The organism is Xanthomonas axonopodis (assembly GCF_001304695.1).
Lineage (GTDB): Bacteria > Pseudomonadota > Gammaproteobacteria > Xanthomonadales > Xanthomonadaceae > Xanthomonas > Xanthomonas axonopodis.
Genome location: NZ_JFAQ01000094.1, coordinates 1 through 11,699 on the forward strand (window position 1 = coordinate 1; position 11,699 = coordinate 11,699).

Annotated in this window: 12 protein-coding genes, 1 other RNA gene and 1 pseudogene; 8 read left to right on the top strand and 6 right to left on the bottom strand. The window is 64.5% G+C overall.

The window, feature by feature from the left end; all coding sequences use genetic code 11:
* Positions 1-85: 85 nt before the first annotated feature.
* Entirely contained in the window at positions 86-556 is a 471-nt protein-coding gene (locus XAXN_RS21115) for a transposase (RefSeq protein ID WP_167694773.1), read from the bottom strand.
* A gap of 158 nt (positions 557-714) precedes the next feature.
* On the opposite strand from XAXN_RS21115, the gene XAXN_RS21120 reads away from it, so the two are divergent.
* The 5 genes from XAXN_RS21120 (at position 715) to XAXN_RS09575 (ending at position 4,127) form a co-directional block, all read left to right on the top strand.
* A non-coding RNA gene (locus XAXN_RS21120) (sX9 sRNA) lies at positions 715-790 on the top strand.
* A gap of 42 nt (positions 791-832) precedes the next feature.
* Positions 833-1,609: a L,D-transpeptidase family protein gene (locus tag XAXN_RS09560; RefSeq protein WP_054319369.1), complete on the top strand. Its 777-nt coding sequence runs from the start codon at positions 833-835 to the stop codon at positions 1,607-1,609.
* Positions 1,606-2,922, top strand: coding sequence for an APC family permease (locus tag XAXN_RS09565; protein WP_054319370.1), 1,317 nt, complete (start codon positions 1,606-1,608; stop codon positions 2,920-2,922). The genes XAXN_RS09560 and XAXN_RS09565 overlap by 4 nt, the downstream gene beginning before the upstream one ends.
* A gap of 200 nt (positions 2,923-3,122) precedes the next feature.
* On the top strand, positions 3,123-3,620 hold the full coding sequence (locus XAXN_RS09570) for a hypothetical protein (protein WP_054319371.1): 498 nt from the start codon (positions 3,123-3,125) through the stop codon (positions 3,618-3,620).
* A gap of 174 nt (positions 3,621-3,794) precedes the next feature.
* Positions 3,795-4,127 carry a hypothetical protein gene (locus XAXN_RS09575; RefSeq protein WP_054319372.1) on the top strand — a complete coding sequence of 111 codons (333 nt, stop codon included), beginning with the start codon at positions 3,795-3,797 and terminating at the stop codon, positions 4,125-4,127.
* A gap of 54 nt (positions 4,128-4,181) precedes the next feature.
* On the opposite strand, the pseudogene yiaA reads toward XAXN_RS09575, so the two are convergent.
* Positions 4,182-4,616, bottom strand: a pseudogene (gene yiaA / locus XAXN_RS09580) (inner membrane protein YiaA).
* 182 nt (positions 4,617-4,798) lie between these two features.
* On the opposite strand from yiaA, the gene XAXN_RS09585 reads away from it, so the two are divergent.
* Positions 4,799-5,977 (top strand): PQQ-dependent sugar dehydrogenase, encoded by a 1,179-nt coding sequence (locus tag XAXN_RS09585; protein ID WP_054319374.1) that lies wholly within the window; start codon positions 4,799-4,801, stop codon positions 5,975-5,977.
* A 170-nt stretch (positions 5,978-6,147) separates the two neighbouring features.
* Here the strand turns inward: XAXN_RS09585 and XAXN_RS09590 are convergent, their stop codons facing one another.
* From XAXN_RS09590 to tsaD, 3 genes are all read right to left on the bottom strand, one after another.
* Entirely contained in the window at positions 6,148-8,319 is a 2,172-nt protein-coding gene (locus XAXN_RS09590) for a glycoside hydrolase family 3 N-terminal domain-containing protein (protein WP_054319375.1), read from the bottom strand.
* 225 nt (positions 8,320-8,544) lie between these two features.
* Complete coding sequence (gene folB / locus XAXN_RS09595) at positions 8,545-8,901, bottom strand: dihydroneopterin aldolase (RefSeq protein WP_014501721.1); 357 nt, start codon at positions 8,899-8,901, stop codon at positions 8,545-8,547.
* Positions 8,902-8,968: 67 nt separating this feature from the next.
* The gene (gene tsaD, locus XAXN_RS09600; RefSeq protein ID WP_054319376.1) at positions 8,969-10,033 is read right to left on the bottom strand and encodes a tRNA (adenosine(37)-N6)-threonylcarbamoyltransferase complex transferase subunit TsaD; all 1,065 of its coding nucleotides are present in this window, start codon (positions 10,031-10,033) and stop codon (positions 8,969-8,971) included.
* Positions 10,034-10,305: 272 nt separating this feature from the next.
* Here tsaD and rpsU point away from each other — a divergent pair, with 272 nt between their 5' ends.
* Together rpsU and XAXN_RS09610 are read left to right on the top strand one after the other, a co-directional pair.
* Complete coding sequence (gene rpsU, locus XAXN_RS09605; RefSeq protein ID WP_002808376.1) at positions 10,306-10,521, top strand: 30S ribosomal protein S21; 216 nt, start codon at positions 10,306-10,308, stop codon at positions 10,519-10,521.
* A 260-nt stretch (positions 10,522-10,781) separates the two neighbouring features.
* Positions 10,782-11,228, top strand: a complete 447-nt coding sequence (locus XAXN_RS09610) for a GatB/YqeY domain-containing protein (protein WP_054319377.1) — start codon at positions 10,782-10,784, stop codon at positions 11,226-11,228.
* 184 nt (positions 11,229-11,412) lie between these two features.
* Here the strand turns inward: XAXN_RS09610 and XAXN_RS22500 are convergent, their stop codons facing one another.
* Positions 11,413-11,598 (bottom strand): hypothetical protein, encoded by a 186-nt coding sequence (locus XAXN_RS22500; protein ID WP_054319378.1) that lies wholly within the window; start codon positions 11,596-11,598, stop codon positions 11,413-11,415.
* Positions 11,599-11,699: the final 101 nt, after the last annotated feature.

The window sequence follows — 11,699 nt, forward strand, 5'->3', positions numbered from 1 at the left end:
CCCCCGTGTGGATTGTGCGTCAATGACCGCGGCGATCGGCTCGTCGTCCTTCGCTGCACGCTCGCGCCAGTGTGCGCGCAGACGCTCAGCCATTTGCTCGACCTCGCCTTGCTCGCTCACGCTGGCGAAAGGTCCCATACACTGCTTGCCAACGAGGAAAATGCCTGGGTAGCATCCGCCACGATCCACCGCTGCCAACCACGTAACAGCAGATGTCCACCAACACTGTGCGGCTGATGCGGGGCGGCAAGCCGCGACCGCCTTCGTTCTCGAAAATATCCCTGACCAACTCCCATTCAGCGTCGGTCAGGCAGCTGGGGGACGTCTGTTCTGGCGTCTGGCGGCGATGAGCATCGGTATCGCCATAGCGTGGCACATCCGTCTCGGCTTTCTCGATCGTCACCACCTCGTGGCTGGGCATGCGTTCAATCCTAAGCCTCTTCAACGTCGATGCCAGCGTTTGATCGTGAACCTTCACGTTGCAGCGACGAAAAAGCTCCAACCTGACTTCTTCTATCGTCGCAGTCGGATCCGACTCTACGATTTCCACCAACATTGCTTCGTGTTCGGCTTGAATCTTCGGCGGGCGGCCCATCTTGATGGCTAGTCGTCAGGAGATGATGCAATTGTATGATTATGTAAACACCCTCTTGGAGCGGCTAACAAAACTACTGCGCAGCCGCCAGACGGGCGCGGCCGGTGCTCGGAATCCTCATGTACCCCTCGTACACTCCGGTTCCTGTGCGCCGTCCACGCCCACCTGACGACCGCTCGCTACGTTTTGTTAGCCACTCTTGGACTCATCCCGCTCGACCCATTGCCCGGAGCCTGCATGCACCTTGCCACCGTGTTTCGATCCATTGTGCTGTTGGCGCTGACAAGCTGCAGCAGTCTCGCCATCGCGGCCAGCCCGATCGATGCGTTGAATCAGGCTCCCACGTTGATCGTGGTGACTCCCGCGGACTGGGACAGCACCCAGGCACGTCTGCGCACCTTCACACGTGTGGATGGCACATGGCAACCGGCTGCACAGAGCTTCGCCGTCGCGCTCGGGCGGCATGGCAGCGCCTGGGGCGAGGGCCTGCATCCGGCGCAGACGCAAGGCCCGCAAAAGCAAGAAGGCGATGGCCGCAGCCCTGCCGGCGTCTTCGCCATCGGCCCGGCGCTCGTCGATGCCGCGAAGATCGACAGCGCGATGCCGTACCAGGCGATGAGCGCCACCCATTACTGCATGGACGTGCCCAGCTCGCCGCTGTACAACCGCATCGTCGATGCCGCGCAAGTCGGCGAGGCGGCCGTCGCCGGCTCGACCGAGCCGATGCGTCTGGATCTGCGCCATCCAGGCGATGCGCGCTACAGCGAGGGCTTCGTGATCGCGCACAACCCCAAGGCCATACCCGGACGCGGCAGCTGCATCTTCGCGCACTTGTGGCGCACGCCGGGCCAGGTCACCGCCGGCTGCACCGCAATGGCGGCGGACGACATGCAACGCTTGCTCGCCTGGCTGAAACCGGACGATCACCCGCTATTCGTGCTGCTGCCACGCGCCGAATACGCACGCCTGCACACGGCATGGCAATTGCCTGCACTGACCGAGGATGCGCCATGAGCACACCGCAGCCTGCGCCGGACGCGACGGGTCTGGTCCGCGTCGTCAGCCGATGGCAGATCGTTGGCCTGTCGATCAACGATGTCATCGGCAGCGGCATCTACCTGCTGCCGGCCGCAACCGCCGCGCTGCTCGGGCCAATGAGCCTGTGGGCCGTGATGCTGGCCGGCCTTGCGGTCGCCTTGCTGGTGCTGTGCTACGCGCAGGCGGGCAGCTACTTCGATAGGCCGGGCGGCAGCTACCTCTATACGCGCGAAGCATTCGGCCCGTTTGTCGGCTTCCAGATCGGCTGGATGATCTGGCTCACCCGCATCAGTTCGGCGGCCGCCTTGAGCAATGGCCTGGCCGATGCAGTGGCGCGGTTCTGGCCCACCGCCTCCACCGACACCTGGGCGCGTTTGCTGGTCGTCGTCGGCTCGTTGGGCCTGCTCACCGCCATCAACGTGATCGGCGTGAAATCGGCCGCGCGCACCGGCATCGCGCTGGTGATCGGCAAGCTGGTGCCGTTGTTGCTGTTCGTGGCCATCGGCCTGTTCTATGTCGATTGGTCGTGGGCCTTTGCCGGCACCGCGCCCGATCTGCGCGACCTGGGCAATCTCGGTGAAGCGGCCTTGTTGCTGCTGTTCGCCTACGCGGGTTTCGAAAACATTCCCGCAGCCGCTGGCGAATACCGCAACCCGCGACGCGATGTGCCATTTGCGTTGATCACCATGATCGTCACCGTCACCCTGATCTACGCCGCGGTGCAGGTGGTGGCGCAGGGTACCCTGCCCAACCTTGCGGCCTCGCCGACGCCGCTGGCAGATGCCGCAAGCCGATTCGGTGGCGAAGCGTTGGCACTGATCCTCACCGTGGGCGCCACCATTTCCATCCTCGGCACCACCAGCAACACCGTGATGCTCGGCCCGCGCTTTGTGTTTGCGCTTGCCCGCGATGGGTATGGGCCTGCGTTTCTGGCACGGGTGCATCCGCGCTTCCACACGCCCGCCGCGGCGGTGCTCACCCAGGGTGCGTTGTCGCTTGCATTGGCGTTGTCTGGATCGTTTACGCAGCTGGCATTGCTGTCGATGGTCACCCGTCTGTTCGCCTACATCGGCACCGCCGCAGCAGTGATCGTGCTGGCGCGCAGGTACCGGCAGCGCACCGACACGTTGCGCCTGCCCGGCGGCCCGACCATTCCGATCACCGCCCTGGTGCTGTCGCTTGGCCTGCTGGCCAGCGCCAGTTGGCAGAATTTGGCCGCTGCAGGCGTGGCACTCTTGGTCGGTTGGGTGTTTTATCTTTTCCCACGCAAACAGGTTGAAGACGTCTAGGAGTTTCGATGAGTTGCGCTGAGCAGCCTTGAAACGGCAATGCCCACCCGAAAACCACGCGTTCCGCATGGCTCCGTCCGTCGGGCAGCGAAACGCTCGCCCGGCGGTGACCTGCGATTTCGCAGCACGCTCGCGCAGCGCTCACACACACCTAACCGCACGCACCCAACCCTGCGCTCCTACCTGCATGGGAGCTTGCGATGAAACTGCGCCATGTCTACAGCACCGCCGATCTCGACAGCGCGCAACGCGTGCTGAAGGCCGCGCGCAGCGCCAGCATCGACAACGACGCGCTGTCGTTGATTGCCCGCTCCGATATCGAACTGCAGGAGGTGCCAGACGAACGCAAGGACGTCAAGACGGACTTCCTTCCCGCTGCCGCACGCGGTGCAGCTACCGGTGGAGCGGCTGGCCTGGTGGCAGGTTTGGTCGCCATCGCGGTACCTCCAATCGGGCTGACCTTGGCCGGCGCGGGCGTCATGGCACTGGCCGGCGCGCTGGTCGGCAGCTGGTCGTCGGCATTGATCGGCGCCACGGTGCCCGATCCGCTACGCCGTCAGTTCGAAGAGCAAATCCAGGCCGGGCGCGTGCTGGTGATTATCGACGCAGAGCAGCGGGCGTTGCAGGAGGCCGAGGCCGCCATGGTGGCCGTCGGCGCCACCCCATTGCCGTATGAAGCGGCCTCGGCGACCACCTAAAGCGCCGACCAAGACACCCTCCACGCCGTGCAACGCTGCAGCAATACCGCATTAACGGCGCGCCCTGCCTCGCCGTCTCGAGCCTGCTGCGTTGATGTTCTCCTCACCCGCTCTGGCAATGAAATTAACGGCAATCAACCTAGGGTAAGTCGCACATCCACCACGGAGACAGGCATGAACGTGCCATATCAGACCCCGGGCCGGGCGCCGGACGAGGACCCTCGTCAGAACGTTTTCACGTATTGGCGCGAACGCTTTACCGAAGAGCCGTATTACACCGAAGGCGACCGCTACGAAGACTACGAAAGTGCGTATCTCGCAGGCCATGAAGCGCGCATCCGCGACAACGCGCGCGCTTACGACCAGGTCGAGGCCGAGCTGCATCGCGACTGGGAAGCCAAGCGCGGCACTTCGTCGCTGAGTTGGAGCAAGGCGCGGCATGCGGTCAGGCGCGCCTGGGAAAATGCGGCCGATTTCGTCACTGGCGACCATACACATAAGCGCTAAAACGACAACGCCACCGTGGAGGTGGCGTTGTTGCATCGCACGATCTTTAACGCATCAATCCAGTGCCGGCGGCACGCTACGCGCACTGCGTGGTGCGTCGGTGATCTCCATCGCATCGCGGATATTCTTCTGCACCGCAACCGCACCAAACAGGCTCAGCGCGTAGGCCATTGCGTAAAAGCCTTTCTCGCTCAGCAACAGCGTGGCATTGATCAAGCCGATGGTCAGCAGTACCAACGCAACGATGAGCGAGAACCAGCAGATGGCGTAGTACAGGCCGGTAACCGGAATTCCATCGGCACGGTCACGCACGCTCTTTTGCAACGAGACCGAGGCGAACAAACCGAACAATAAGAGCGTGAAGTAGTAGCCCTTCTCGTTGAGCAACATCTGGGCATTCTACAAACCCATCAGATAGGCCGCACTACCGAGCAATAATGCGGCCCAGGATGCGGCGATAAAAGCCAGCGAGGTTTTTTGCGAGACCATGGAAACTCCTTTTCATGGTGAAACGATGCACGACATACAACGACGTGAGACGCGGGCGTCTTGCAGACAGTGATCTGCAACAAGGGCGAGCGCGACGGCGTCGTGTAAGGTACTTGAAAACCCGACGCGGGACACGTTGCGGGAGGGCTGCAACGGACCGCGCCCATCCCCAGGAGGACCCCATGTCTGTCCGTCGTCTGCTTGCTCTGGCCTGCTCGGCCACCTTGTTCACCGCCGGCACGGCAGTTGCTGCGCCCGCAGCCGCCCCCGCGGCCTCCATTCCCAAAGCACAGTGGCCATTTCAGGCCACCACGGTCGCCGATTTCGACGAACCCTGGGCAATGACCTTTCTGCCCGATGGCAGCTTGTTGGTCAGCGAAAAGCGCGGCGCCTTGATGCGGCTAGACCTTAAGACCAAACGCAAGAGCGCCATTACCGGTGTTCCGGCTGTTGCGTACGGCGGCCAGGGTGGTTTTGGCGATGTTTTGGCGCATCCGCGCTTCGCCAAGAACGGGCTGGTCTACGTGAGTTATGTCGAGCCGGGCGAGGGCGACACGCGCGGCGCGGCGGTGGCGCGCGCCAAGCTCACGCTGGATGCAACCGGCGGCGGCACGCTCTCGGACCTGAAGGTGATCTGGCGCCAGGATCCCAAGGTCACCGGCAATGGCCACTTCGGGCATCGGCTCGCGTTCGAGCCCGATGGCAAGCTGTGGATCAGCTCCAGCGAACGACAGAAATTCACTCCTGCCCAGGACATAAAAGCCAACCTCGGCAAGCTGATCCGGCTCAACGACGACGGCAGCGTCCCGGCCGACAACCCGTTCGTTGCGCAAGGAGGCGTCGCTGCGCAGGTGTGGTCGTTGGGCCATCGCAATATTCTTGGCCTGGCCTTCGACAGCAAGGGGCGCCTGTGGGAACACGAAATGGGCCCGCTCGGCGGCGATGAGTTGAACCTGATCCAGCGCGGCGCCAACTACGGCTACCCGATCGTCTCCAACGGCGACCACTACGACGGCACGCCGATCCCCGACCACAACACGCGCCCGGAGTTCGCCGCGCCCAAGATCAGCTGGACGCCGGTGATTTCGCCGGCAGGCTTTGTGATTTACAGCGGTAAGCAGTTCCCGGCCTGGCGCGGCAATGGCTTTATCGGCGGCCTGTCGTCGATGGCGTTGGTACAGGTGTCGCTGGGCGACCAACCGCGCGAAGTGGCCCGTTACGACATGGGCGCACGCATCCGTGAAGTGGAGCAAGGCCCGGACGGCGCACTGTGGCTGCTCGAAGACGAAGCCAGCGGCAGTAACGGGCGTCTGCTCAAACTCACGCCCAAGAGCAAGGCGGCGGTCGAGAACGACGCGTAATCGACTCGGCCGCAAGCCGGTGCATCTGACGCGCTGTACCGGCAAGCGCGATGGCGATATTGGACCGTCGTCATCGCGCTTTGGCACGACATCAGCGGGTGCTTCGTGCTGTCGCAGTGGTCGCCCGTTCGCACGCTCGCCAGACGCTGTCTATGCGACGTGCGCCACTATCAGCGTTCCAGCAATTCGAAGGTCACCGACTCGCCGCTCGTGGCTGACGCGCACACCCACACATCGAACAGACCCGGCTCCGCACCGAAGACGCCCTTGTGGTTGGTGAATGCCAGCACATCGCGCTGCAGCGTGAACACCACGTCCTGGCTCTCGCCGGGCTGCAGCAGCACCTTGCGAAACCCCTTGAGTTCGCGCACCGGGCGCACGCGGCTGGCCACGCGATCGTGCACATACAACTGCACCACTTCCTCGCCTGCGACCTTGCCGGTGTTGGTGACACGCGTGGTGATGGTCAGCGCCTCATCCCAGCCGAGTTGCGCCGCGCTCAACTGCGGCTGCGCATATGCAAACTTGGTGTAGCTCAAGCCATGCCCGAAGGGATACAACGGTTCATTGGGCATCTCGCGCCAACGCGCCTTGTACTCGGACAGGGTCGGCAATTCCGGGCGACCGGTGCGCAGATGGTTATAGAAGTACGGCTGCTGCCCGGTCACCTTCGGGAAGCTGATCGGCAGACGCGCCGACGGGTTGTAGTCGCCGAACAACACATCGGCCACGCCGGTACCGGTCTGCGTGCCCAGATACCAAGTCACGGCAATCGCGTCGGCATCGCGCACTGCACCACTCAAGGCCAGCGCGCGGCCATTGCGCAGCAACACCACCATCGGGGTGCCGGTCGCTGCAACCGCTTCGGCCAGCGCCTGTTGCGCCGGCGGCAAGGTGATCTCGGTGCGCGATTGCGCCTCGCCACTGAAGCGCTGCGGCTCGCCCAACGCCAGCACCACCACATCGGCCGCCTGCGCCGCATCGATCGCAGCGGAAATGCCACCCGGCAGTGTTTCTTCCAGGCCGCAGCCCGGCACCACGCTCAGATCCTGGCTGCCGACCACCGCACGCACGCCCTGCTCCAGCGTCACGTAGCGTTCCTTGTCGCCGAACAGGGTCCAGCAGCCCTCGATGTTTTCGCGGTCCTGCACGAACGGGCCGATCAACGCGATGCGCTGGCCGCTCTTCTTCAACGGCAGCACATCGCCTTGGTTTTTCAACAACACGATCGAACGCCGCGCCGCATCGCGCGACAGCGCATCGTGCGCCGGCAGATGCGTCGTATCGGCTTCGCGCGCCGGGTCCAGCGAGCGATACGGATTGTCGAACAGCCCGATCGCTTCTTTCAGCTGCAGGATGCGCCGCACGCTGGCATCCAGCGTGGCCATCGGCACCTCGCCGCTTTCCACCAGCGACGGCAGATGCGCGGCATAAAAGCCGCTTTGCATGCTCAGGTCCAGACCGGCCAGGAAGGCCTTCTTGGTCGCGTCGCGCTCATCGGCGGCATAGCCATGGGCGATCAATTCCATGTCGGCGGTGTAATCGGAGATGACCACGCCGGGGAATTGCCATTCCCCGCGCAGGATCTCGGTCAGCAACTCATGGTTGGCGCTGGCCGGCACGCCGTTGATGTCGTTGAAGGACGACATCACGGTCAACGCGCCGGCATCGAAGGCGGCCTTGAACGGCGGCAAGTGCACATCGCGCAGCGTCTGCGGCGCGATGTCGACGGTGTTGTATTCCATGCCCGCCGCCACCGCGCCATAGGCGGCGAAATGCTTGGGTGTGGCCAGCAGGCAATCGTGGGCGGTCAGGTCGCTGCCCTGGAAGCCGCGCACACGGGCAGCGGCAAAGACCGCGCCCAGCATCACGTCTTCGCCGGCACCCTCGGCGCCACGACCCCAGCGCTGGTCGCGGGCGATATCCACGGCCGGCGCGTAGGTCCAGTGCAGGCCGGCGGCGGTGGCCTCGATCGCGGTGGCGCGCGCGGTGCGCTCGGCCAACGCCGGCTCGAAACTGGCTGCCTCGCCCAGCGGGATCGGGAACACCGTGCGCATCCCGTGGATCACGTCGGCGGCCAGGATCACCGGGATCCCCAGGCGGCTCTCTTCCACGGCCACTTTCTGGATCTGCACGCCCAGCGCGGCGCCCACGCCATTGAACAGCGAGCCGACCCGACCCTCGCGCACCTGCTGCAACACCTCGTCGGCATTGCGCACGTTGGCCTCGGGATTCACGTCCGGCGCGAACGGCCGCACCATGTCGGCGAACACACCCAACTGTCCGACCTTCTCTTCGACGGTCATCCGGGCAATCAGGGTTTCGATGCGATCAGCAGCCATGAGATCCTTGAGAAAACGTTTACATGGCCGGCAATTCTAGCCTGGCGCGCCTGTAGGCAGGCAAGTTTCGAGGGCCGGGAGTGGGATTTGGGGATTTGTAGAGGCCGGTTACAGCACAGAGTGCGCGCCAGAGGGCCGCTGGGCGGAGCCTTTTCCACCCGCGTCCCAGTCCTCCAGGCCTCGGCCATGGAGCCAAATGGCCGCCAGCAAGGGCACAGGCGGCAATCAGACCGCCCGCTCCCGTTCGATGATCACCCCCACCGCCTGCGCACCGCGCACCGCCCCCGGCTTGCTCAGCTTCAACCGCAGCCAGTGCACGCCGAATTCGTCCAGCACGAGCGCCGCGCAGCGCTCGGCCAGCGTCTCCACCAGCCCGAAGTCCGAGGCTTGCACGAACTCGATCAAGCGCTTGCTCACCGCCTTGTAGTTCAGCGTATCGGCGATGTCATCACTGGCCGCCGGAATGCGGTTGTCAAAGCCCATCTCCAGATCGAACCGCAAGGTCTGTCGGATGCGCCGCTCCCAATCGTAGATGCCGATCAGCGCATCGATGTCGAGACCTTCAATAAACACTTTATCCATGGGGAATCGGGATTGGGGATTTGAGATGTGAGATTGGTCAGAGCAGGGGGCAATGCGAGCCGGCTTTTTACGAATCCCGAATCTCCACTTCCGAATCTCGCGCCGCCGCCAACAGCGGCAAGCTCGCCATGTCCCACCGCGGCGTCACATGCACCGCCGCATCCGCATGCTCACCGGCCTGCAGCCGCAGCGCGCCGGCGAAGGCGATCATCGCGCCGTTGTCGGTGCACAAGGCCGGGCGCGGGAAGCAGACCCGGCCACCGCGGCGCTGGGCAGCTTCTTGCAGGCGGGCGCGCAGGCGCTTGTTTGCGCCCACGCCGCCGGCCACGACCAAGGTGTTGCAGCCGGCCGCGTCCAGCGCGCGCAGGCACTTGATGGCCAGGGTGTCCACCACCGCGTCTTCGAAGCCGCGTGCGATGTCCGCCCGGGTGGTGTCGGACTGGTCGCTGGACCGCCAGGCCAGCAGCACCTGGGTCTTGAGCCCGCTGAAACTGAAATCCAGGCCGGGCCGGTCGGTCATCGGCCGCGCGAACTTGTAGCGCCCTGGCGTGCCGGTCTCGGCCAAAGCCGCCAGCTGCGGGCCACCCGGGTATGGCAGGCCCATCATCTTGGCGGTCTTGTCGAAGGCTTCGCCGGCCGCGTCGTCCAGCGTCTCGCCCAGCACTGCGTAACTGCCCAGCGCCTTCACCGACACCAATTGGGTATGCCCGCCGGAGACCAGCAAGGCCACGAACGGCGCCTGCGGCGGGTCGTCTTCCATCAACGGCGCCAGCAAGTGGCCTTCCATGTGATGCACACCGATCGCCGGCACATCCAGTGCCCAGGCCAGCGAACGCGCCACCCCGGCACCGACCAGCAAGGCTCCGACCAGGCCTGGACCGGCGGTGTAGGCCACGCCATCGAGTTCGTCGATCCCCAACCCGGCTTCGCCCAGGGTCTGACGGATCAGCGGCAGCAGCTTGCGTACGTGGTCGCGGCTGGCCAGCTCGGGCACCACGCCACCGTATTCGGCATGCAGCGCAATCTGGCTGTACACCGCATGGGCACGCAGCGCCGGCACACCCGACAATGCGGTGTCATAGACCGCCACACCGGTCTCATCGCACGATGATTCGATCCCAAGCACTTTCACGGCAGCTCGGCATGCAGGGAGATGCCGCTATTTTCGCAGCTTTTGCGCTGCGCAGATCGGCCAGTGGTAAGATGCTGCGCCGGTATGGGCCGCATACGTGCCGGGTGCACGCTTTATCAATGTCACGGCGGCAAATTCTGCCAGGGGCTTGCAGGTCGTTGGCAAGTCATTATAATGCGCGGCTCGCCGGGTCAACCCGGAAATTCCGTCACGCGAGTCCGCTCGCACCCGCCCGGGGCTCCCGGACGGAAATCCCATTTTCTGGAGAACACATGCCCAGCGTTAAAGTCCGCGAGAACGAGCCCTTCGAATTTGCGCTCCGTCGTTTCAAGCGCACCTGCGAAAAGGCCGGCGTGCTGGCCGAAACCCGCAAGCGCGAGTTCTATGAAAAGCCGACCCAGGAGCGTAAGCGTAAGGCTGCCGCTGCCGTGAAGCGTCAGCTGCGTCGTTCCTCGCGCGACGTCACCAAGCGCCAGCGCTTGTATTGATCGAACGCGGTTCCTTGCCGATGGGTCTGCGCTGAAGGCGCGACCTATCGGGAGCGAACCCAAGAGCCGGCACGCGCAAGCGTCGCCGGCTTTTTGTATTGGTCCGCCACAAAGCATTGTGCTGGAGATACTGGCAGTCCGCGCGACGCGCGAGACGCTGCAAGGCATCTCCTCGCATGCCCTGCCCCCGTTCGGCCGAGGCACCCAGCCCGTCTAGGCGCCTTGGCCACCACCCGATACCTACACTCAGGAGTTACCGCATGTCCCTCAAGCAGCAGCTCACCGATGACATGAAGGCCGCGATGAAGTCCGGCGACAAGCACAGCCTGGGCGTGATCCGGCTGATCAACGCCGCCATCAAGCAGAAGGAAGTGGACGAACGCATCGAGATGGACGATGCCGCCGTGATCGCCGTGCTGGACAAGATGGTCAAGCAGCGCAAGGACTCGGTCACCCAGTTCGAAGCTGCCGCGCGCGATGACCTGGCGCAGATCGAGCGCGAGGAGATCGTGGTGATCGAGCGCTATCTGCCGGCCAAGATGGGCGAAGCCGAGATCGTGGCCGCCATCCAGGCCGCGATCTCCGAGACCGGGGCAAGCAGCCCGGCCGATATCGGCAAGCTGATGGGCGCACTCAAGCCCAAGCTGGCCGGCCAGGCCGACATGGGCGTGGTCTCGACCCTGGTCAAGCAGCAGCTGGCAGGCTGATGGATCGCCGCAGCGCCCTGTGCCACGGCCGGGGCGCTGCGAGCGGTGCGCAGTGCCCACTGCGGCACTGTCTGCTGCATCACCGAGCGGCTTTTTCAGTGGAAGGCGGACCTTCCAACGAGCAGTGATGCTGCAAGACGCCATTGGCGCGCCAAAACCCTTGCACATCTGCGCGCGCAACGTATCAGGCGAGGCGCACCCCCTCGTTCAAACGCGCCTGGCCCAGCATGCGGCAGGAGCGCTCTGCACCGTCTGCGCCGCTGTCATCGCGTCGAGATCCGGCAGCGCCAAGCGCGGCCTGATACAGATACATCCGCACCTGGCGCACATTGACCGCGCTGACAGGCACGCCGCGCACGTTGCTCCCCACGCGCAACAGACCGCGCGTAGCAGGTGCGGTGCCTACTTACTTGCCACAGCACGTGCGCGCTTTCACCCGTCCTTCGATCCGGCCCTGCTAGAACGAGTGCG